We start from the raw sequence: 22,234 nt of genomic DNA on the forward strand, positions 1-22,234 counted from the left end.
AACTAATTTCAGGTTGCTTAAAAATTTTGTGTTTCAAAAATCCAAAATAATTTACTAGAAAAAAGAGGTGTATTTATGGATATTAACGTGAGGAATGTTGAGCCTGTTGCAGTGAAAAAATTGGATGAACTTGCAAAAGCAAAGGGTATGAGTAGAAGTCAGTATGTACGTGAAATGATTGAGAGTTTTACATTTCTCTCCATGCGAGATGGAATTGTTGACCGATTAGAATACCAACTTGATCTAAATACACTTGCAATGAAACGTTACTCAGATTCAATTGATGAATTAGTTGCAGTGATAAAAGAATTGATTGCTGAATAAAAATAGAAACGGCTGTTGTACATGTTGCTTTAAAATAATTTTAAACCGTTTATAAAAAAGGAAAACCGAAATTCCCCATCTCAATAAAGAAGGTATTTCAGTTTTTTTGTGGAATGGGAACATTTTAAGTGAGTGATAATAGCGTTATTCAAGAATAACCCGATTGTGTAATAAGATTTCCGAACGCAGCGGATATTCATGTTAATATCGATAAAAGATTTTGATCAAATGTACTTACCCCGTACTTAAATTTAGTACGGGGTTATGCTTATTGAGCCAAAATAATTAAATAAATTTATTTTCATTTTATACTGAAAACTAGATTGGTTATAGAATCAAAATCTCTTCTTCACTTGCAAATTCATTATTTATAAAAAACTCTTTTACTCTTTGCTGATTGGCTGTATAGATAATTAAAACTAAAGATTTAATTGCTCGACTACATGCTACATAAAATAATCTGTTTGTTTTATGTAAAGTTGTCTCCTTACCTTGAGCTTCATTATCTATATCTTTTGCTGACTTCTTTTTTACACCAAATAATTTCTCATAACTAAATAGATTACCTTTAGCACTATAATCATCGATAATTACTTGAACGTGATTATATTCCAATCCTTTTGAACCTTGTTGTGTAATGATATCCGAAACCCCATCATTATACTTATAAAAACTCACTAACTCTCTAAAATCGACTTCGGAAGCAAATTTCCAACCAGTTTCTTCTTGAAAATCATCTTTAAGCTTTGCTGGAACGTCAAATAAATTAGATTTAAGTATTGCTTCACATACATTCCCTACAGAAATGTCATCATTAAATGTTTCTAAAAGCTTTTTAAAATCATTTCCTATATTCCCCAATATTCTATAAGCATCGGTATTTTTTTGATTTAATTCTTCAAATCTGTTACTATTAATCTTCAATATTCGATGTAAATTAAAATCATCGTTTGCTTTCCAAGCTAAATACAATGGTATAACTATTTGTTTGAAAAATGTATGCTCTCTAGAATCTCCATCCATTGCTCTATCTGTATCTTTACTAGATTTAAATGCATCAAATAACTTTAAAAAGTTATTCCTTTCTGCTGCCAATCTATGTTCTAATACCAATTTATAAGGACTATACTCACTGTCAATATTTTCATTTACAACATGTGTCCTGATCTTTATCAGTATATCCTCTTCAACCTTGTTTCTTGGTGATTCGTGATTAACAAGGCATATTCGAAGTAATCCTTTATTTACTCTGTCTTCAGTACAAACTTCTTGTTCCAAATTATCAATATTTGTTCTAAGATTGTTTGTAAATTTTACTATCCTTCCATAACTTCTCCAGTTCACCTTCTTTTCTGGCATTTCTAATCCATTTAATGACTGAATCAAATCGGCTTTTCCATCCAAATAAACCCTTTGCATTATGTCTCCAAAGAGACCTAAACAAATTTTGTTATTTCTATTCAATTTCAAAAAAGCCTCTAATACTTCTTTATTTGTATCCTGACACTCATCAATTAAAATAATCGGATACTTATAGCACACAAGTTTCCTAAACAATTCATTTGAATCCAAAAGAAAGCAGAATAATTTTAACACTTCTGAGTGAGTTAAAGATCCTTTTTCATTTATCGAACTCTCTGGGGAATAATTAAAAATCTGTTTTCCTTCAAGTTCACTTTTTTTTAGATAAAGAGAATTCAATTTGGCTTCTTGGGATTTTGTTAATTTTTCCTTAGAGATATAAGTATCTATTTCTTTATCACAAAAAAGAAGTAATGCTTCTTTAATATTACGGTTATACCCTTTTATTAAATTCCATACGTAACTATGAATTGTTGAAATATCAAACAATATATTTTCGGGAGTTCGAGAAATTATTTCTTCACTAGCAACTTTTGTGTATGTTATAACTGCAATTTTTTTATTAGTTTTCTTTAAATAATTCCCGTTATTCTTACTGATATTCACTAGTAAATTTACTAACGAACGTGTTTTGCCGGCTCCTGCACCAGCATTTAAAAAAAAGCTTTTTGGGTTAGTTAGTGATGCATATGATTCAAGCAAACCATCAATATAATCATCTGCTTTATTATACAGTTTCATATACTTCTACCTCCTCAGCTTTGTTTGTTTTACCTTCTGATATTAATTGCTCTTCTAACCATAATAATCCGTCCAAAATATATTTAGGGCATTTCATAAAATTATCTTCGTCAAATCCATCAATAAATAATAAATCGAGGGCAAATTCAGATTTTACATTTTTTGCATTAACAAATGTAAATAATTTTTCGGCATGTTGAATGTTTAAGTTGCTTATATCTCCTACTTCTTTAAATAATGTATTTAGATTTAAAATAAGCTCACTGAATAGATTACTTTCCACATCTAAATCTTTAAACATCTCAAAGTTTTCAAGTGCTATCGCATCCTCAAATGTTCTTGCATAAATATTTTCACTATATTTTTCATATTGGTATGCTAAACGGATAGGGTAATTTATTTTATCTTCTTGACGCTTACCAATAAGTTGATGAATTAACTTATCATCTAAAATTGATTCAGAAACTTTTTTACCAACTACTTTACCAACTCTATATTTTTCATGTGACTTCCGATCTTCTGGAGACTTTCTAAACCAATTATTAATAGTAGCGTTAGACGATTTTAATTCTTCATCAACATTTACATGTGTCTTTGTACCATCCATTTTTACAGAATCTATATCTGTTATGATTAAGGTAGGACGATTTATTAATTTTAAAAAAGGTATAAATCGATTAGCATAAGCACCACCAACTTCTAAAATTGTTATATAACGACTCGTTAGACTACTAACATGCTTTCTAATTAATTCTGGCAATAGTATTCGTTCTGAGACCCCCTCTATTAAAATAACTGCATCAGCAAAAAAAAGATCATGCTCATTTAACTGCAAGTATTTTTGTACAAATTTTTTATTAGACAAACCTTTTAATTGCTTACCTTCATCATTAAAAGTAGCTACTGGATCTAAAGGAAAGTCTCTCAAACTGATTACTTCGGAAGAAAAAACATCATCTTGCAATCTCCTATTAAAGTATATTAATTCATCAATATCAGCCTTATAAGTAATATGACTTGAATGTGTGCTAATAAGTAATTGAGTAGAAAACAGAGCATCAACATCTGTCTCTTCTGGAGATAATTTAACTAATTGATACGCCTTATCAATAAATACTTTTTGGGCTTGAGCATGTAAATGTGCTTCTGGCTCTTCAATTAATATTAAGTGAAGTGGCTCTATAATTTTTTCATATTCACCCCCAAAAGCTAATCTTTCTTGTTTAAAGATATTTAATTTAAAAAACATCGCAATTAAATTCTGATACCCTAGACCGTTATTTTGCTCTGGTAAAAAATACTGCTCGTCATTTATCCCATCTTTATGTGTATTAAGTAAAAGGCTTGCTTCGCCCTTAATAGAATCTGACAGATTTATTTGTGGACGAACAGTAATTGAAGGACTACCAAAACCAGGGTAACCTAAATCCCCCATCTTTTTTTGGATAGGTTTAATACTTTCCTCTAAATGCTGCTTAAAAACTTTTTTAGAATGTGTAACAGCATTTAGTATCGTAAAATCCTTCTCTGAATATTGATTAATTGGATTTAAATAATCACTATAATAACTAGAAAATAGTTTAGATAATTTTCTTGTGTTATTTAAGTTCATTTTTGTCCCATCAATAGTATCGCCATCTTCATTTGAATCTATTAATCCTCTTTGTGCACCAATTACACTAACTTTAACAATGTTTTTTAAAGGGTTTGTAGTTAAACTAGTGGAATCACTATAAATATCATTATCTTCTAGATCTGGATTAGAAATATAATATTTAATCGTGAAATATTTTTTAAACCTACTATCTGTTGCTAAAAAAGCTTTGAAGTTACTCGGCCAATGATCTTCTGCTAACTTATCTAAGTCTTCTAATTGTACATTGTGACTTACTAAAGTTTGTTCTTTCCATTTATTTACCGAGTATTGGAATTTCTTATAGTCCAGTATTAGTTTTTCGAAATCCGTTGGTTCATAAGTATATGTTACTGCTACTTTTTCACACTCTTTATTTAAATAAGGAATTAAAGATGTAACGTGATATAATTCTGACTCTTCTATCCTTAAGGTCACTTTTAAAGTAGGGAGTAGTTGCATCATTCTATTATATAAATCTGCTAACTCTAATTCTTGATCATCTTCATCATGTTTTGAATAATACAAAGTAAATAGCTTATCTAGTTGACTCCAATTACCAATTGTTACATCATAAATATTAAAAGATTTCTTATCTGTTAAAAATTTTACTAATATTTCAATAACTGAAGTTTTTCCACTGTTATTAGGGCCAATAAATAAATTTTGCTTCTGAGATAAACAAACCTTTACATCCTTTAACTTTTTATAATTTTTTATATTCAATTTTTCAATAAACATAATATATTCCCTCCTTAGGTATAATTTTACCATGTTAAATATTGGAAATATATAAATTTGTGTTTCATTATGACTACTATAAAATCTACTACTAAGACATTATTCTTAGGAATAAATGACTTAGTACAAGGACAAGCACCATTAATAATCTTTCGAAAGCCATCAAGTATACCTCATACTTTCAATCATCCTTTAATCCTTTTATTTAAAGTGTTAGTGCCTTTCTAAACTTTTGTGCAATATGTAGAAATCTTTTAATCCGAATGGTCTAAAAAGTTGAAGAGGGAATATCAGGTTTAATCCATAAGTTAGTTACTAGAAAAGGAGAGTAACATGAAAACCCCTTATTCTTCTAGTAAATCTTTTACATTCGGTTCTCTAATGTATGTAGGTTTTGGCAGTATAATTATTAATCTTTATGAATTTCTTTTCAAAGATAAATTGTATAGGTATTAATATTTATACAGACTTTGTGTGCTACGCTTATTGAACAATCGGGCCAGATTGTGAAGTAAGAGTAAAAATCCTGATTAAAGCTTGTTTGTGAAATGTTACACTTAAACTAACTGGCAGTTTAGTTGAAGATCGATGTTTAATTTGTATTTCAACAATCGGACCAGATTGTTGAATGATTTTTTAGAAGAAAATTCAAATTTGTGTTAAATTGAAAGTTGAACATTTTGAATAAATACCGAATTTTGATTGAAAGGAAAAATATATATGATAGGTAATGAATTTATAGAAGACTTGTTTTTTTTATTTAGAATTAGCCAGAGTGAGGATACATTAAAATATATAAGGAAGCCACAAGGAATAGAAGAAATAGAAGTAATAGAAGTTGATAGAGTTTTACAGTTATTTAATGAAATTGAAGACATAACAGAAAATGAATTTACAATTTATTATAATAACAACGAAGATAAGAAAGTAGCAGAAGTAGCAGTATCAATTGATTTCTATCAATATCGTAGATTTGATGATGAAGGAATTGATAGAAAGATTGAAGATAATGATAATCAAATTGAATATGAGATCGGTAGAGAAGTCACAGACTACTATATAGTTTGGCTTTATAAAAAAATTTTTGAAAAGTATTCTATTAGGATAAGAACAGAAATGACACAAAGAATGTACATGATTTTAAACAGAAGAAGCGATAAGAGGTGGTACAGAAGAGGTGAGAATGATGAAGTTAATGAAATTTCATTATTAGAAATTATGCGTAGATCAGTAGATTGTACAACTTTAAAAGTAACTAAGCAAAGGGGATCAAAAATTAATTTAGACGATGCAATAGACTCATTTAGTTATACGTATATGTGTAATATGAATAGCCCAATTAGGATGTATAGCATCGAAGAAATCATAGGTATTCTGAATAGGAGGCAAAAGGCAAGAAATAATGATTTTGAAGCTCCGAAAAGAAAGTACAATTCTGATTTAATTGACTATTATAATTTGGCAGTTTCTTCTGAGGACCCTTTTATTTCATTTATCTCCTATTATCATATAATTGAATACTACTTTGATAAAGTATACAGAGAACAACAGATAAATACTTTAAGAACAAGTATTGCATCTCCAAGATTTAGTTATAAAGATGATAAACAATTGTTTAATATAATTGAAAAAATAATAAAAGATAATAGATCTGTTAGGGAAAATGGAAGCGGAAACGAACAACAATCACTAAATTATGTATTAAATAAATATATTTATGACTTGGATGATTTCAAACAAAGATTAAATAATCAAGAACTTAATTTTTATCAAAATAATAGTGTGTCATTTTCAACAGGTGATGCAATCATTTGGACCAAGGATAAAGATAAAATTTTGAAGGCTATTTCAAATAGAATATATAAAACAAGGAACGCGTTAGTTCATAGTAAAGATTCGAAAAAAGATGTTACATATCACCCTTATTTACACAAAAATGAATTAGAAAAAGAAATCAGCTTAATTAAAACAGTGGCAGAATGCATTATAGAAAATGACTCTGTATATTTGGTGTAGATGTTTAGTTGAGTATATTCATCAATCGGTCCCTTTTCTTTAATAAGAAGGCTTCTTTTTGCATGGACAACACATTTAAGGGATTGAGTTTATTGAGGTGTAAAAAGGAATTGTGAAGTATTATTCTTAAAGTAAAGGGTGCGTTAGTGCAAGAAGGGATTGTCAAAAAGACAGTCCTTTTTTTGTAAAGTACCTTATGAAATTCAAGGTTCGTGAAAGTTTGGCTAAAAACTTTTTAATAGAATTAAAATTAAGTGGAATAATATTAGGGAAATCAATTTAATTTGGAGGTTTTCCTATGAAGAGACTTTTTTTGGAGTGATTATCTTAGTATTTTCACTTACATTAAGCCATTCAGTTTTAGCGAATAGCACAACTAATAAATCACCAAATCAACCATCATTTGAAATTGCCGATACTTTTTACAAAAACAATGTAAATAAAAAGGATTACGAAGAATTTGCCGATGCGAAACTAAAAGTTCGAGAATTAATAATGGTTCAAGACCTTCCCAAAGTATTTGATAATAGAGAGTGGATGAACTACTCTTCTGTTTGGAAAACTTATCAAAAAAAGGATATTATCGAAAATACCAAAGACCTTGCTCCAGATCAACAAGTTTACTTTTTCTTTTCTTTAAAGGACGATGGAGAGAATATTTATATTAAAAATGCAATGTACGATGCTAAGACTAAAGAAATTTATTCAAAAGGCAACGGGCATTGGACAAAGGAAGAATTCAAAAGGAAGTTTGAACAAAAATAAAAAGGTGTAATAATACTTACAGTAATAATAACAAAAGGAGCTACGACGGTGGCTTCTTTTGTTATTCTGCTTACGGGTTCTTTAGTAAAAGAAGAAATAGTTGAATTTATAATGTAGTTCATATTTTAGTTATTCAATTATAGGGCGCTTTTGTTGAATGTCCAAAATTATAAAAAGGCTAAAAATATGCAGGTTTTTATTCAATTTTTGCATATTTTCAGCTTTTTTATATTCAAAAAATATACTGCCATAAACGACATCTTCTGAATGCCGAATACAGGTTTTGACTAGTACTAGAAAAAATCGTTAATTTAATAATTGAAATAAGATGATGAGAAAAATTCAGCTAATGAGATATTACATCCTTTACAATACATAGAAATAGTGGATATCTTCGGACTTTTAGATCGCCCATGTATTATTTCAGAAATTGTAGATTGATTAATACCACCGAGAGCAGCAGTTTCAGCAACGGTTTTCCCACGTTCTTTGGCCAATTCCTTTATTCTAGTAATAATTGCTTTATTTACTTTATCTACCTTTTCTGTACCTGAATCATCTATAAATTTTTCGCCTTCAACTGTCTGACTGCTTTCCTTTGAACCATTAGGAACTATATTATAATTGCCAACGTCCGTTTCTAATCTATAGTATTCTTCCGTAAATTCAAAGCACTCTTTTACGAGAATGTTAACGCTTGGATTCGGGTCGATGGTACAGTAATCAATTTCATACTCAAAATATCTACCATCGATGCCAATTTTCCTGTCCTTTATATAATTAATAAACCCATTGATATCATCATTTTTCATTTCAAATACTTTAACTGTTTCCCAAGGTTGAACACTTAGTAAAGAAATGATGTCAAATCCTCTATGTTTTAATAAATTTCCATCGTCTTTTATAAGTAAAATAAATACTTGCATGGTAATTACTCCTAAATTATTTATCGTTAGTTACTAAAAAGGAAGGTGATAATAGTGTTTGTCACAATGATAGTAAGTGTCGTATGGTAAAACCTTATTATATAGAAGGTTTGAGGTTCAATGTGACAAAGTGACAAGAAAATCTTCGAACTTTTATTATTTTTTTCTAGTAATACTTTTATACATGTTGCCCGCCAGCGTAATTAGTTTTTTGAATACCCTTTGAATACCCTTCACTAAAATTAAGTGAAATTGTATGAAAGTGTAAATGGAGAAAAATCCTCATATTCTGACTTTCTTCTATATATATGAAACGAAATAAAGATACGATTATAAAAGAACGTAATCGATACCCAGCGCGACATAAAAAAAAGCAACTATCGGAGGAATTATAGTTGCTAAAAGATGCCCGTCGCCTAAAAGGATACGGATAAAGGAGTGATTGTCTCTTATTAATTTATGTGAAAGGAAACGAAGGGGTCTGGACAAAAACATTCCAGCAAATAAATTAGGCACTAAATCGCAATACGAAGATTTAGATAGACATATGCATTAAGAAAAAAAAGAAACGCCTATGCACGCTTCAAATGAAAGCAAAACTGCATAATGAACAGTTCGATGATAATATGCAATAAAAAATGTAGTTGTTTAACTAACGGGTGCAAGAGTTAACGAGGGAGGGTTGCTGCGGCAATCTTTTTTCTTATTCGACTAACGGGCCATTATGATGAATAATGATAAGAGTCTAATTAAACATGAGTTATATTATCATAGTATTTTGACTAAAGAATGTAGTCATGGAGATTGCCCTGTATGGTTCTAGATATAGTATTATAAACCTTGCTTTTGAATAAAATGATACATTGCCCCAATCATTCCGGCATCATTTTGATGTTTACATAGCTCAACAGGAACTTTAATATCATTCCACCATGGAATCCGATCGAGATGTTTTTTTATTGACTTTAACAATTCTTGTTGGGAAGTTACTCCGCCGCCAATTACTATTTTTTGTGGGTTTAAAGTTGCAACCAGGTTAAATATTCCATAACCAAGATTTCTTGTCCAATCATCAATAAGTTTTTTTACAGAGGTACTTTTAGCAGCCTCTACAAAAATGGTCTCCCCTTTGATCCTTTCATGTTCACTTATTCCCTTGAGTTTTTTATAGGACTTAATTAAGGCAGAAGTGGATGCCAAGGAATGCATTGTTTTACCAGGATACTTTCCATTAGCTTGAGTAATCATAAAGCCAAATTCTCCTGTTCTAAAACTATGGCCACGTAAAAGTTTACCGTTCACAAAAATCCCCCCTCCAATTCCAGTGCCAATTGTTATACATATAAAATCGGAACAATTTTTAGCATTACCACTTATTTTTTCTGCAATAGCGGCACAGTTTCCATCATTTTCAATTTCAACTCGCAGAGGAACTTTTGCTTCTAGTAAACTCTTTAAATTTTGATTAATTAATGCAGTAACTGCACCTGCTCGTTCCGAGTAACCCGTTTCAGGGTTGATAAAGCCAGGTAAACTAATAGCCACCCCCGTCACATGATTATTTTTTAAGTACATAATAATGGTTTCTTCCATTTTTTTTAAAAATTGATCTAGATTTGTGGCGGGGGTACTATAGCTGCCTTTTGAAAGAATCGTTCCATCTTCTAATAAAAGTCCATGCTTGACTTTCGTCCCCCCAACATCAAAAGATATAAATTTTTCCATTTGCCTTCCTCCAGTCATTCAATCCTTTCTATCAAGTTTTTATAAAAATTACTCGAATTATATGGATTAGATTTAAACTACCTTAATAATCGTTCCCTCATCCATTGATGGCTTTTGGAATTCTTTATAAATTTGTTTTAAGTCCTCTTGGGACAACCGCTTTAAAACTTTGTTCCGCGCTTTACAAGTTTCATAATCTGTCTCCACCTCGTAAATTTCCAACATAAGTCCAAATTCTTTAGCTACCCTTTTCCATTTTTTACGACGTTCTCTGGTTCTGTTTGTCGTATCGACGATGACATTATGGCCACTTTTTAGCAATGTCCTGACCATTAGTTCAGCGGTCTGCCAAACTTGCGGTTCAGCCTCTGCTTTATAGATTTGACCATGTAAAACAAGCCTAAGATCGTCGATAGATACACGAACCCATCCTTGGCTCTGTAGAGCTTTGGCATATGTTGATTTACCGCTTAATGGGATTCCACACATAATACCTAGTTTCACGCTCATCTCTCCAAATTAAAATTTTCACCATTCATACTCGGACGTTATTAACCTGACTTTACATATACATAAGTGGTTTATATTATTTAATGCGAACAAGCATTAATTTGAAAGGGACAAATTCACTAAGTGAATCTACTAAATTTTTTTATAGGAAGTATGATTTGAGATTATCACTAATGTATCTAATGTTTAATAAGTACAACCGAGAATTAGTAGAACAAGGTATAAGCCGTTTCCAAGTGATATCGATTCACATAAAAATAGAAATTACATTAGATTTATTTTTTACCAATATTCAAATAATGGAGGAGATGTAATTGTTAGAAAAGGTTTCGATCATAATTCCCTTTCAAACGGACAATGGTCCCAGAGCAGAAGCATTTAAGTGGATTAAACAGTTTTATGAACATATCATGCCCGAAGCGGAATTATGCTTAGGTATAATCGATAAAAGTGAAATTAATAAATCGAAAGCTGTAAACTTAGCGGTAAAAAAAGCAACTAGGGACATTTTTGTAATCGCCGATGCAGATATCGTTTATGACCCAAAGCTGATTGTTAAAGCAGTAAACATGCTTGAACTTAATAAAGCACCATGGGTCGTTCCATTTAATGAAATCTATGAGATTGAAAAAACAGGAACGGAGAAATTACTTAAAACAAAACCAAAATGGCCCATTGAGGTAAACCCTAAAGAATGTACAAAAGCTAATTGGCTTTACGATGGATTTGCGGGAAAACTTATTGTCATACCTCGTGAAAACTTTGAAGCAGTCGAGGGATTTGATGAGCGGTTTATTGGCTGGGGAGGGGAAGATGATGCTTTTTCACTTTCTGTCCAGACGATTTGTGGAAACTTAGCCAATATTGGAGGAAAAATATACCACGTGTGGCACCCCCCTTCAAACTACGGAACAAATCCGCATGGAAAAGAAAATTTAAAACTTCTTAATTGTTATAAACTCGCACGTGGAAATAAGAAAAAAATGGTCAAGCTTATTGCTGAACGACGGAATGGCAAAGAACAGATTCAACTGAAAAATGTGGAAATTTTCAACAAAAGTGAAAATGTATATATGAAATCGCCTAAAAGCAACATTTGTTTTGCCATTCTTGTTCATGAAAAGAAAGAGTTAGTCAAGCAACTAATTGATAATGTCCGTTATTTTTGCCCGAACAGTACCATTGTCTTATACAACGGGGGACATGATCAGACGCTTTGTGAAGGCCTGGGTGTTCCTGTTTGCCCATCCAGCCGAAAGCTAGAGTATGGGTATACTTCTAATTATTTCCTTGAGACCATGGAGTGGCTGGAAGAAATGGGGATTGAGTATAGCTATTTTATTAATATTGATTCCGATGTCCTGTTTTACAGAAAAGGATATGAAGAATTTATTCAATCTCAAATGGAAAATACGGATTACATGGGGGTGAACTTTAGGATTACAGATAAATATTGGCATATTGGAAAAGAAGTTATGAATGACGTTGATAGATGGAAGAAATTATTTAATGTAGAACCTTTGTATGGTGTTTTCAATGTTGGCCAAGTCATTTCGAGGCCGCTGATTAAAGCATTACTTGAACCAGAAAGGAAGGAAAAGCTTAAAAAATCTTTATTAAATACTTCTTCTTGGGGAATGGATGAGGTCTTGTTTGTAAACATGGCGAAGGAGCTTGGATTTAGACAAAAAAAATATCCAGATCCTTTGGACTCCAGGATAATCCGTTATCGTCCTTATATGATACCGGAAGAAGTCGCCTACTACCTTATTACCAATAGCGGTTTTCTATGTCACCCAATTATTCGGGATGAGGCTGATCCTGTCAGAAAGTTGATTTGCAATATTCAGAAGTGGGGTAATTTGGATTTGGAGCAATATAAAAGGGAAGAATATCCATGGTATGAAGACAACCCAAATAATTATTCGATTTCCCTTTCAATTAGAAATAAGCTTGGTAATTCAGAACTTATCGTACGCTCAGGTTCTTCTTTAACTAATTGGCAGGAATTAGACGGAAAATGGCATAAAATGGGTACTTTTGCCGATAACGTAAAAGGAATTCCAATATTTTTTGAAACTTATTCAGGTGATTTTGTAGTGATGTGTAAATTAATTACTGGAGAGGTTGGATTATGGAGGAGAAACAACAATACCCCAGGCTATCATTGGTTCGGACAATATATTTTTCGGCTTAATAATATAACCCCGTTAACAGGAAGTTTACATTCTGTCTAAAATCATTTATTAGGGTTTAAGACAAAGAGTACTTCCAAAATTCTATTTTTAAAAAGGTTTCCATATCCGTATTTTATAGCTTGTTTTCCTTTTGTTTCATATCACAATAAAAGAGGGTAGTGTCATTTATTAATTCTCTAACCAAATCAATGGACTAGTTAATCCTTCAAGGATATGTATCACATTGAGTAAAAGTAAGGCATTTTTGTTATTTAAGTAACGGGTGCTTTAGTTGAAGAAGCATAAGTTATTTTTGACCACATTTTGACCACCAAACATATATGATTATATTTTTTCTAGTTCTTGTTTTAAAGAAAAGAAGCCCGATAAATCAGGCTTTCAGTAAATCATTTTATTACAGGTTTCTTTATATTTAGTATATAAATAAAAGAACGTAAGAAATACGGTCTTAAAGGCGCTCGTCGTGCACCTCAGTTCTCAAAACGTTAATTTTGTTTGGCGTTTCAAGGCTCTCAAGCTTTTGCTTGGGGGTCTTTTTTTATTGTTCCGAGAAGGGGTATGGTGATTGGTGCCTGAAAAGGTGAGATCAAAAGAATTTCGAGATTCAATAAGGCTATTGATGTTTGAAAAAGCAGTCGGATGAGAAAATCGTGCTCCAATAAGGGGGAATGATGACCGAAACAGTGGGTTCATAAAAAATTCGGGCTTAATACAAGGTATTGAAGCCCGAAAAGGCGAGTCTAAGAGAAAAACATACTTCAATAAGAGTTATTGAAGCCCGAAAAAGCCGGCGCGCGAGAAAAATGTACTTCAATAAGAGGTATTGGAGTCTGAAAAAGCCGGCGCGCGAGAAAAATGTACTTCAATAAGAGGTATTGGAGTCTGAAAAAGCCGACGCGCGAGAAAAATGTACTTCAATAAGAGGTATTGGAGCTCGAAAAAGCCGGCGCGCGAGAAAAATGTACTTCAATAAGAGGTATTGGAGTCTGAAAAAGCCGGCGCGCGAGAAAAATGTACTTCAATAAGAGGTATTGGAGCTCGAAAAAGCCAGCGCGCGAGAAAAACGTGCTTCAATAAGAGTTATTGAAGCCCGAAAAGCCGGGGCCAAGAGAAAAACGTGCATCAATAAAAGGTATTGGAGCCCGAAAAAGCCAGCGTGCGAGAAAAACGTACTCCAATAAGGCTGTTATTAATTGTAGTAACAAAATTCAAGTCATTTGCTGATTATCACTCATAATAGGTCCATTGACCATACCCTTTTAATTTCAATTTTTCCTTTAAAATTGTTGCGACTCTTTTTCTAGACACTATGACATTACACCATTCATAGACGTTGTTTGTCGTGATTATTATATTTGGGAATCGCAGCCTCATATCCTCGATGGAACGCAAAATGACTGAATCAATATCTTCCTTATATCCGTACTGATTGCATTGTGCTTTTCTTATTACAGCAGAAGTAATGAAGGAATTACATTTAGGGCACATGATTCCCTTAGTTAGCTGTTCGTATTTATAGGAAGGCAGCCTAGTATATGGGTTATGTTTTTGATGCATTGCAATCAATCGGTCTGCCGTCTTCATATGCATTGCGTTTAGTTTAGTTGAAGAATGATTTAGTTTTTTTATAAAGCGATTAACTTGCGTTGGATGGATAATTGGTGAGTTCTTAGGGGATTGATACAAGGTGAATTCAGGATTGATAAAGATAGCATACCCTTCAATAGGTAATTGAAACCCAAGGCTTCGTAGTAATTGACGAAGAAAGGATTTGTTACGTTTTAATTGATCAAGCGGATTCTTCAATTCATTGTTTGAGAACGTGTAAAAGCTATCAGCCTCATAATAAGCATCACTTTCATAATTTTTCACTTCAAAAAGGTAAATTAGTTCATAGGAAAAGATTAACGTATCAAATTGGTAAATCGATTGATTATTCTCTAGACATAAATCATTTATCACCAGCATGTTGGAATCAAGTTCTTTTGTTAATTGGTCAAACATCCTTTCTCCTTGAAACCCCTTTTCAAGGTTTGCTAACCGATTTTTTGCATTAGGAGGTAAAATCATGCGTGAATTTAGTAATCGCAGAGTTTTCAATTCATCTGATTCCGTTCTATCCTTCATAAGCATAATACACTTCCTCTCTCTTTCTTATATTTCTCCCTTCATTTTAGATAAAAATAACGATATTTTAGGAAGTTTTTGTTAACATTCTGTTAACATCTCAGTACATAATATAAGCTTTAAATTCATTTTTACAACGACTACGGAGTTTTTAACTAGAGGGTGCTCTATGGCTCTTCTGACAAAATCGTTACATTCTAAATAAAAATTGGCATTTAAAACAAGCTGCTGAAATGAATGACCCTCTTCTTGTAGTTAAAGACTACTTTTAAAGAGGTGAAAAAAGAAGTGAATGTAATTACGACCTTTGTTGAAAAAAGAAGAGAAAAGCAGCTTAAATATGAAAAATCTGTTCTCCGTGAAATATCGGTGAAGTCATTAAAGGAGAAGGTACAACAATACTTTGGTTCATCACGATTAACTCAAAGTTTGATCATGAATACGGGCATTGAAGAGGCTTGCTATGATGTAGCCATTGAAGCTTATTTATTAGGAGCCAATATGGGCCGTTTTGGTTATTACGGCGAATCGGCGGAAGAAGTGAAAAAGCGTTGTCAGCAGGAGGAGAAGCATCTTGTTGATACTTTATATAATTTTTTATTATACTGGGGCAGCGGTGAAGAAGGCGCTATGAGTGAATCGCTATATTATCTCTGCGAGCAGTATGTGAATAGCTGGTGGTTAGAGGGCTTTTATAAAGGTGAACGAAGAATTAAATTGAAGCTCCATTAATCCCTTTTCATGTTCTACCCTTGTCCTTTGTCCCATATATTGTATTGGAAGGACAAGGCGGAGGGATTGATGGATACTTATGAAAAAAGGCTGGAAAATAAGTTTATTTTCACTTGGACTTATCGTCCTGTTTTTTATTTTACAGTATGATTTTTCGGAGGAAGATTCATGGAAGTCCTGGAACCTGCCTCTTTCAGGAGAAGTTATTCTACTTGATCCCGGCCATGGAGGACCGGACGGCGGGGCAGGGGATGAAGGTGCATTAGAAAAGGATATTGCGTTAGATGTTTCATTAAAGTTAAGGGAATACCTACAGGAACAAGGCGCACTCGTTGTGATGACGAGAGAAGTGGACAAGGATTTAGCTGATAAAAGTACAAGGGGATACAGCCGTAGAAAAGTTGAGGACTTAAAAAAACGTCTTAAAATGATTAATAAGAAGGATGTGGACTTTTTTGTCAGTATCCATCTTAATTCGATCCCTTCACCAAGATGGAGCGGGGCACAAACTTTTTATGCTCCTCACTTTAAGGAAAATGAGCGAGCGGCAAAGTTTATTCAGGATGAATTTAAAGTAAATCTTGGCAATACAAAGCGTGAGGCAAGACCAATCAATCATGTATATATTTTAAAACATGCCAAAAAACCCGGCGTTTTAGTTGAAGTAGGGTTCTTATCCAATCCGGGAGAAAGAGCCCGCTTAAAAGAAGACAGCTATCAAGATATGCTGGCGGCCTCGATTTATAATGGGATTATGCGTTATTATACAGATGAAAAGGAAATCATTATACCTGAATAAGGCGTTCAAAAGACGCCTTTTTTGTATATTTTGAAAATATAAGGTTAAACTGTGATTCGAATAATAGTGATTTTCATTCCCTGTGGTATACTGTGATATAGAATAGGATAAGGTAGGTGCCAAAGAATGTTTACAGTTGAAGAAGCAAAAGAGCTTTTAAGTTCGCTTAAAGAACCTTTCTTACATATATCATTAGCAGAGCTAAACGCTATTGAAGAGATAAAGGTAAAGGAAGAGAAAAATCATGTCAGTGTCAAAATTGCAATTACGAAGACAGGAACTGCAGAGCAGCTTCAGCTTCAAACGCAGATCGTAAATCTTTTAAAAGAAGCGGGTGCAGAGACTGTCGGAATCCGCTTTACTGAATTACCGGCGGAAGTGATTGCTAAATATCAAGCTGAGGCTCCTAAGGGAGATGGTGGATTACTTTCACCTAACAGCGGGACTACGTTCATCGCCATTGCAAGTGGTAAAGGTGGCGTTGGGAAGTCAACGATTTCCGTCAATCTAGCTGTAGCCCTTGCAAGGTTAGGTAAGAAAGTTGGTCTAGTCGATGCAGATATTTACGGTTTCAGTGTACCTGATATGATGGGTATCACGAATCGCCCTGCAGTACAAGGGGAAAAGATCATCCCTGTTGAACGCTTTGGTGTACAAGTTATTTCTATGGGATTCTTTGTTGAGGATAATTCACCGATCATCTGGCGCGGACCAATGCTTGGAAAGATGCTGAACAGCTTCTTTAAAGAGGTAACCTGGGGTGACTTAGATTATCTATTGCTTGACCTGCCTCCAGGTACGGGGGATGTTGCACTTGACCTTCATACAATGCTTCCGGCATGTAAAGAAATTATCGTGACAACACCGCATCCAACAGCAGCATTTGTTGCAGCTCGTGCAGGGGCAATGGCGTTAAAAACAGATCATGAGATTTTAGGTGTTATTGAAAATATGTCCTACTTTGAAAGCAAAGTGACAGGTGAGAAGGAATATGTGTTTGGTAAAGGCGGAGGAGATAAGCTCGCAGAAGTGCTAAATTCCGAGCTTCTTGGTCAATTGCCATTAGCACAGCCTGATTGGAATGAAGAAGATTTTGCGCCTTCTGTCTATCAGGAGGATCATAAGTTAGGAAAAATCTATTTGGATATCGCTCAGAAAGTCATTCAAAATTTAAGTAAATAATGAATTAAGAAAAGAGCTCTCTATAGTGGGAGCTCTTTTCTTATTATGCCTCATCTTTTTTCTCTTCGGATGCTTTTGCCTCAGCTGCTTTTAACAGTAGCTCTTGGATCTTGGTTTGGTACAATGGGCTCTCGATCGTTTCTGAGACAACCTGCTTTAAATGCTCACGATATTCATTCCCTTTTAGAACAGTGGTTAATTCCTTCTCAAGTTCCGGGTCCTTCATGATTTCAATCAATTTAGTCCGGTATTCAGGATCATTCATTAAATTTTTCATAAGCTGTTCATGTTCTTTTTGCATCGTTTTGGCTATCGTTTCAGCGAATTGTGGATCTTGAAAGGTCTTTTTCCAAAACTCAATTCCTTTGTCGCTGGTTAATGTATTTTGAACGGTATCCGTTACAATTGTCTGGTCCATAATAAGCTGTTGCCTTAGCTGTTCATCAGACATGACCTCTTGAATTGCTTTTTTTCCATCATCTGTTTTTAAAATATCCACAACCATTTTCTTCGTTTCCTCATAGTCTAATTGACCGCCGCTTGCTTGCTCCTGGGAACAGCCGGCGATAAAGAAAATGGCGAGGAAGGGAAGGAGAAAGGACATTTTAGGTTTCATTATTTATAGCCCCTTTCAGAGTAATTCTTACTTTTAGGATGAATTATTTTGATTAATATTATTCGTGACAAAGCTATTCCTAGATTTTTCAAGGGTTGGTTGTTACAATTACAGTAATGGAAGATTTTTATATTGGAGGATAACGTTGTGACTAGTCGAAATGTAGTTAAATTATTTTTTACTACCTTACTAATCGGCGGACTTGTAACGGGGATAACGGGATTCATTATTCGTTGGAATGAGTTTGCACCTTATTTTTTGAATTTTAACATTTTAAAAATTATTTCAACATTCTTTTGGCTATTTGGTGTCGGTTTAATCTTCAGTTTGGTGAGCCAAGTATCCTTTTTTGCCTACTTAACCGTTCATCGTTTTGGACTGGGAATTTTCAAATCCGCTTCCCTTTGGAATGGTGTTCAAGTAGTCGTTATCTTATTTGCTCTATATGATTTAATCTATTTTCGCTATAACTCTTTTGCCGAAACAGGTGAAGGAATCCTGCCCTTTCTAGCACCGGCTGTCATGATCCTGGTTGTTGGCTTAGTGGTTGCCTATTTCAAGGTCAAACAAACTAATAAAAGTGCCTTTATTCCGGCCGTCTTTTTTATGGTTGTTGTCACAATTCTTGATTGGGTGCCTATTCTAAGATTAAATGATTCAAACTGGCTATATCTAATGATTTTCCCACTATTAGTATGTAATGCTTACCAGCTGCTTATTCTGCATAAGCTGAACGAGAACTCTATCAAAGAAAGACAAGCTAAGTCAAATAAGCTTGCTTAAACTGGAGTTAGGAAAATGTCCTTCATTTTAAAAAAATGAGGGACATTTTTCTGTTTGCTTGGGTTTTGAATTTGTGGGTCGGGTTAGCAAGAATTTGAAGGAGGAGCGGATTTCGAGGTCTATCTTTTATAGGGGTGATAAAGGACAAAATACTGAAGCGTGAGAGAGGAGATGTATCATGGAAGGCTTCTAAAGGACAAAAACTAAAGTCAGTTTAAGAAGATGTCCTAAAGAACCCTAGGAAAAACGACGACGCGAGTCCGCAGCTATGTCCAATAAAGCCGAGAACCTTTCACTAAATAAAAAATAAAAATGCACAAGAAACCCCGCTGAGGAGTCCCTTGTGCATTGCTTTTAATATTAAAATTAAACTTGCTGTAAAAAAGGCTAGGCCCCTATTTTATCTCAGATGACTTCGATTCTGCATTTGCGATCATTTCCGAAACAGTAACTAACCTGTAGTCTTTCAGGCTGTCTAATATATAAGGCAAGGCCTTTTCTGTTTGCTTGGCAGAATCTGAAGCATGAAGAAGAATAATATCACCCTTTTTTGCCTTTGCTACATTTTCAGTGATTGTTTTAACGCCGGGATTTGTCCAGTCCTTTGAATCAATACTCCAGTGGACCACCGTATACCCATAACGTTGTGCAATCTTCAAAGTCTTTGCATCAAAGTGTCCTGTAGGAGAGCGGAGAAGCTGAATATTGTTTACGTTAAGCTTTTTAAAAGCGGTTTGAGCATTGGCAATATCCTGTCTAACCTTTTCCTCCTCTAATTCTGTATAATCCTTGTATTCATAGCCCAGCATGCCAATCTCATATCCTTCTTTTACGATTCGACTAACTAGATCTGGATGACGCTCTGCCCAAGAGCCAGATAAGAAAAAGGTAGCAGATTTCACATTATACTTTTTTAATGCATCCAGTATGGGTTCTGCTTTTTCATCACCCCAGCCAATATTAAAGGTTAAAGCAATATCTTTTTCCCCTTTATAAACCGCCTTAGGACCGTCCTTTGCAGAAAATACGGGAACTTGAACGATATTACCTAAAAATAAAAACCATGCAGTAAAAAATGAGGCCATACAAATTAAGAGTATTTGTTTAATCATTTTTCCATTTAAAACAAAGAAAAAATTCATCAGATCACCTCGTCCCACACTCTCTGTACAATCCTATGAGGGATTTAAAAGAAAATGAACTAAATTTTTCATAAAAAGAGCAAAAAATGAAAACACTACATTAAAAAATAATGACGGTAAGGGGTAAATGGAAATGATAGGTGTTTTATTAAATGAAATGGAGATTAAGGAAATGCAATATTTATTGAAGAGAGAAATGGACGAGATTTTATTTGATTTAAAAGATGAACGTATTGATCTAATTGTAAAAAGAGGCATGGAGGAACGCTATAAACATTTATTTACTTTATTTAAGCGAGTGGCAGCCCCAAAGGATTGTTTAAGGTATATGCGTAACACTCATAAAATATCGAAAGCAGCAAACCGATATAAAAAAGATCAAAAAAGTTATTGACATTGATTTATAATCTTGTTATATTAGTAAACGTCGCTGATGACTTCTTCTGTTTTGAAAAAATAAAAACATGTTGACAACAAATCAGTGAAAATGATATTATAAAAAAGCTCATTTTTTGCGGGTGTTATAATTGCTCTTTGAAAACTAAACAAACAAAAACGTCAACGTTAATTCTAGTTACCTTATGGTAACAAAACATATGAGCTATTCAAACAATCTTATTGGAGAGTTTGATCCTGGCTCAGGACGAACGCTGGCGGCGTGCCTAATACATGCAAGTCGAGCGAATCTTTGGGAGCTTGCTCCCAAAAGTTAGCGGCGGACGGGTGAGTAACACGTGGGCAACCTGCCTGTAAGACTGGGATAACTTCGGGAAACCGGAGCTAATACCGGATAATTCATTTCCTCTCATGAGGAAATGTTGAAAGGCGGCTTCGGCTGTCACTTACAGATGGGCCCGCGGCGCATTAGCTAGTTGGTGAGGTAACGGCTCACCAAGGCGACGATGCGTAGCCGACCTGAGAGGGTGATCGGCCACACTGGGACTGAGACACGGCCCAGACTCCTACGGGAGGCAGCAGTAGGGAATCTTCCGCAATGGACGAAAGTCTGACGGAGCAACGCCGCGTGAGTGATGAAGGTTTTCGGATCGTAAAACTCTGTTGTTAGGGAAGAACAAGTATGAGAGTAACTGCTCATACCTTGACGGTACCTAACCAGAAAGCCACGGCTAACTACGTGCCAGCAGCCGCGGTAATACGTAGGTGGCAAGCGTTGTCCGGAATTATTGGGCGTAAAGCGCGCGCAGGCGGTTCCTTAAGTCTGATGTGAAAGCCCACGGCTCAACCGTGGAGGGTCATTGGAAACTGGGGAACTTGAGTGCAGAAGAGAAGAGTGGAATTCCACGTGTAGCGGTGAAATGCGTAGAGATGTGGAGGAACACCAGTGGCGAAGGCGACTCTTTGGTCTGTAACTGACGCTGAGGCGCGAAAGCGTGGGGAGCAAACAGGATTAGATACCCTGGTAGTCCACGCCGTAAACGATGAGTGCTAAGTGTTAGAGGGTTTCCGCCCTTTAGTGCTGCAGCAAACGCATTAAGCACTCCGCCTGGGGAGTACGGCCGCAAGGCTGAAACTCAAAGGAATTGACGGGGACCCGCACAAGCGGTGGAGCATGTGGTTTAATTCGAAGCAACGCGAAGAACCTTACCAGGTCTTGACATCCTCTGACAATCCTAGAGATAGGACGTTCCCCTTCGGGGGACAGAGTGACAGGTGGTGCATGGTTGTCGTCAGCTCGTGTCGTGAGATGTTGGGTTAAGTCCCGCAACGAGCGCAACCCTTGATCTTAGTTGCCAGCATTCAGTTGGGCACTCTAAGGTGACTGCCGGTGACAAACCGGAGGAAGGTGGGGATGACGTCAAATCATCATGCCCCTTATGACCTGGGCTACACACGTGCTACAATGGATGGTACAAAGGGTTGCAAAACTGTGAAGTCGAGCGAATCCCATAAA

17 protein-coding genes, 1 rRNA gene and 1 pseudogene (1 of these 19 running past the window's edge) are annotated in these 22,234 nt (G+C 34.5%); 11 read left to right on the plus strand and 8 right to left on the minus strand.

All coding sequences use genetic code 11. The features are described from left to right. Nucleotides 1-75: 75 nt before the first annotated feature. Nucleotides 76-324, plus strand: a complete 249-nt coding sequence (locus tag R4Z09_RS00860; protein WP_338450553.1) for a ribbon-helix-helix protein, CopG family — start codon at nucleotides 76-78, stop codon at nucleotides 322-324. A 327-nt stretch (nucleotides 325-651) separates the two neighbouring features. Here R4Z09_RS00860 and R4Z09_RS00865 read toward each other — a convergent pair whose 3' ends face one another. Both R4Z09_RS00865 and R4Z09_RS00870 read right to left on the minus strand, forming a co-directional pair. Next, nucleotides 652-2,427 carry a UvrD-helicase domain-containing protein gene (locus tag R4Z09_RS00865; protein WP_338450554.1) on the minus strand — a complete coding sequence of 592 codons (1,776 nt, stop codon included), beginning with the start codon at nucleotides 2,425-2,427 and terminating at the stop codon, nucleotides 652-654. Then, on the minus strand, nucleotides 2,414-4,801 hold the full coding sequence (locus tag R4Z09_RS00870; RefSeq protein WP_338450555.1) for an ATP-dependent endonuclease: 2,388 nt from the start codon (nucleotides 4,799-4,801) through the stop codon (nucleotides 2,414-2,416). The genes R4Z09_RS00865 and R4Z09_RS00870 overlap by 14 nt, the downstream gene beginning before the upstream one ends. A gap of 720 nt (nucleotides 4,802-5,521) precedes the next feature. Between R4Z09_RS00870 and mauJ the strand changes: the two genes are divergently transcribed. Together mauJ and R4Z09_RS00880 are read left to right on the plus strand one after the other, a co-directional pair. After that, complete coding sequence (gene mauJ / locus R4Z09_RS00875; RefSeq protein WP_338450556.1) at nucleotides 5,522-6,817, plus strand: methylamine utilization protein MauJ; 1,296 nt, start codon at nucleotides 5,522-5,524, stop codon at nucleotides 6,815-6,817. A gap of 318 nt (nucleotides 6,818-7,135) precedes the next feature. Further along, nucleotides 7,136-7,582: a hypothetical protein gene (locus R4Z09_RS00880; protein ID WP_338450557.1), complete on the plus strand. Its 447-nt coding sequence runs from the start codon at nucleotides 7,136-7,138 to the stop codon at nucleotides 7,580-7,582. A gap of 311 nt (nucleotides 7,583-7,893) precedes the next feature. On the opposite strand, the gene R4Z09_RS00885 is transcribed toward R4Z09_RS00880, so the two are convergent. The 3 genes from R4Z09_RS00885 to R4Z09_RS00895 form a co-directional block, all read right to left on the minus strand. Then, nucleotides 7,894-8,508: a helix-turn-helix transcriptional regulator gene (locus tag R4Z09_RS00885; RefSeq protein WP_338450558.1), complete on the minus strand. Its 615-nt coding sequence runs from the start codon at nucleotides 8,506-8,508 to the stop codon at nucleotides 7,894-7,896. 831 nt (nucleotides 8,509-9,339) lie between these two features. Continuing rightward, nucleotides 9,340-10,233, minus strand: coding sequence for an ROK family protein (locus R4Z09_RS00890; RefSeq protein ID WP_338450559.1), 894 nt, complete (start codon nucleotides 10,231-10,233; stop codon nucleotides 9,340-9,342). A gap of 72 nt (nucleotides 10,234-10,305) precedes the next feature. Continuing rightward, the gene (locus tag R4Z09_RS00895; RefSeq protein ID WP_338450560.1) at nucleotides 10,306-10,737 is read right to left on the minus strand and encodes an ATP-binding protein; all 432 of its coding nucleotides are present in this window, start codon (nucleotides 10,735-10,737) and stop codon (nucleotides 10,306-10,308) included. Between the two features lie 320 nt (nucleotides 10,738-11,057). Between R4Z09_RS00895 and R4Z09_RS00900 the strand changes: the two genes are divergently transcribed. Beyond that, nucleotides 11,058-12,980, plus strand: coding sequence for a galactosyltransferase-related protein (locus R4Z09_RS00900; protein ID WP_338450561.1), 1,923 nt, complete (start codon nucleotides 11,058-11,060; stop codon nucleotides 12,978-12,980). Nucleotides 12,981-13,364: 384 nt separating this feature from the next. After that, nucleotides 13,365-13,430: pseudogene (gene rpsI, locus R4Z09_RS00905) on the plus strand (30S ribosomal protein S9); the annotation flags it as partial. A gap of 738 nt (nucleotides 13,431-14,168) precedes the next feature. On the opposite strand, the gene R4Z09_RS00910 reads toward rpsI, so the two are convergent. Further along, on the minus strand, nucleotides 14,169-15,074 hold the full coding sequence (locus R4Z09_RS00910) for a nuclease-related domain-containing protein (protein ID WP_338450562.1): 906 nt from the start codon (nucleotides 15,072-15,074) through the stop codon (nucleotides 14,169-14,171). A gap of 282 nt (nucleotides 15,075-15,356) precedes the next feature. Here R4Z09_RS00910 and R4Z09_RS00915 point away from each other — a divergent pair, with 282 nt between their 5' ends. The 3 genes from R4Z09_RS00915 to R4Z09_RS00925 all read left to right on the plus strand — a co-directional run bounded on the left by R4Z09_RS00915 (nucleotide 15,357) and on the right by R4Z09_RS00925 (nucleotide 17,781). After that, nucleotides 15,357-15,800, plus strand: a complete 444-nt coding sequence (locus R4Z09_RS00915) for a YbaK family protein (RefSeq protein ID WP_338450563.1) — start codon at nucleotides 15,357-15,359, stop codon at nucleotides 15,798-15,800. 79 nt (nucleotides 15,801-15,879) lie between these two features. After that, nucleotides 15,880-16,599, plus strand: coding sequence for an N-acetylmuramoyl-L-alanine amidase CwlD (gene cwlD, locus R4Z09_RS00920; RefSeq protein WP_338450564.1), 720 nt, complete (start codon nucleotides 15,880-15,882; stop codon nucleotides 16,597-16,599). A gap of 126 nt (nucleotides 16,600-16,725) precedes the next feature. Further along, nucleotides 16,726-17,781: an Mrp/NBP35 family ATP-binding protein gene (locus R4Z09_RS00925; protein ID WP_338450565.1), complete on the plus strand. Its 1,056-nt coding sequence runs from the start codon at nucleotides 16,726-16,728 to the stop codon at nucleotides 17,779-17,781. 43 nt (nucleotides 17,782-17,824) lie between these two features. Here the strand turns inward: R4Z09_RS00925 and gerD are convergent, their stop codons facing one another. Further along, on the minus strand, nucleotides 17,825-18,397 hold the full coding sequence (gene gerD / locus R4Z09_RS00930) for a spore germination lipoprotein GerD (RefSeq protein WP_338450566.1): 573 nt from the start codon (nucleotides 18,395-18,397) through the stop codon (nucleotides 17,825-17,827). A 147-nt stretch (nucleotides 18,398-18,544) separates the two neighbouring features. Between gerD and R4Z09_RS00935 the strand changes: the two genes are divergently transcribed. Continuing rightward, nucleotides 18,545-19,180: a KinB-signaling pathway activation protein gene (locus R4Z09_RS00935; RefSeq protein WP_338450567.1), complete on the plus strand. Its 636-nt coding sequence runs from the start codon at nucleotides 18,545-18,547 to the stop codon at nucleotides 19,178-19,180. A 395-nt stretch (nucleotides 19,181-19,575) separates the two neighbouring features. Here the strand turns inward: R4Z09_RS00935 and pdaB are convergent, their stop codons facing one another. Beyond that, nucleotides 19,576-20,322: a polysaccharide deacetylase family sporulation protein PdaB gene (gene pdaB, locus R4Z09_RS00940; protein ID WP_338450568.1), complete on the minus strand. Its 747-nt coding sequence runs from the start codon at nucleotides 20,320-20,322 to the stop codon at nucleotides 19,576-19,578. Between the two features lie 133 nt (nucleotides 20,323-20,455). On the opposite strand from pdaB, the gene R4Z09_RS00945 reads away from it, so the two are divergent. Further along, on the plus strand, nucleotides 20,456-20,716 hold the full coding sequence (locus R4Z09_RS00945) for a hypothetical protein (protein WP_338450569.1): 261 nt from the start codon (nucleotides 20,456-20,458) through the stop codon (nucleotides 20,714-20,716). A gap of 221 nt (nucleotides 20,717-20,937) precedes the next feature. Continuing rightward, nucleotides 20,938-22,234 (plus strand): 16S ribosomal RNA (locus R4Z09_RS00950) (it continues 253 nt past the right edge of the window).

Source organism: Niallia oryzisoli (assembly GCF_036670025.1).
Lineage (GTDB): Bacteria > Bacillota > Bacilli > Bacillales > Cytobacillaceae > Bacillus_BD > Bacillus_BD oryzisoli.

Bases quoted from the DNA above. Each gene is read 5' to 3' on its own strand.
- pdaB (WP_338450568.1), bottom strand. From the start codon at position 20,322: ATGAATTTTTTCTTTGTTTTAAATGGAAAAATGATTAAACAAATACTC.
- R4Z09_RS00925 (WP_338450565.1), top strand. From the start codon at position 16,726: ATGTTTACAGTTGAAGAAGCAAAAGAGCTTTTAAGTTCGCTTAAAGAA.
- R4Z09_RS00890 (WP_338450559.1), bottom strand. From the start codon at position 10,233: ATGGAAAAATTTATATCTTTTGATGTTGGGGGGACGAAAGTCAAGCAT.
- R4Z09_RS00885 (WP_338450558.1), bottom strand. From the start codon at position 8,508: ATGCAAGTATTTATTTTACTTATAAAAGACGATGGAAATTTATTAAAA.
- mauJ (WP_338450556.1), top strand. From the start codon at position 5,522: ATGATAGGTAATGAATTTATAGAAGACTTGTTTTTTTTATTTAGAATT.
- R4Z09_RS00865 (WP_338450554.1), bottom strand. From the start codon at position 2,427: ATGAAACTGTATAATAAAGCAGATGATTATATTGATGGTTTGCTTGAA.
- R4Z09_RS00870 (WP_338450555.1), bottom strand. From the start codon at position 4,801: ATGTTTATTGAAAAATTGAATATAAAAAATTATAAAAAGTTAAAGGAT.
- R4Z09_RS00860 (WP_338450553.1), top strand. From the start codon at position 76: ATGGATATTAACGTGAGGAATGTTGAGCCTGTTGCAGTGAAAAAATTG.
- gerD (WP_338450566.1), bottom strand. From the start codon at position 18,397: ATGAAACCTAAAATGTCCTTTCTCCTTCCCTTCCTCGCCATTTTCTTT.
- R4Z09_RS00945 (WP_338450569.1), top strand. From the start codon at position 20,456: ATGATAGGTGTTTTATTAAATGAAATGGAGATTAAGGAAATGCAATAT.
- cwlD (WP_338450564.1), top strand. From the start codon at position 15,880: ATGAAAAAAGGCTGGAAAATAAGTTTATTTTCACTTGGACTTATCGTC.
- R4Z09_RS00910 (WP_338450562.1), bottom strand. From the start codon at position 15,074: ATGCTTATGAAGGATAGAACGGAATCAGATGAATTGAAAACTCTGCGA.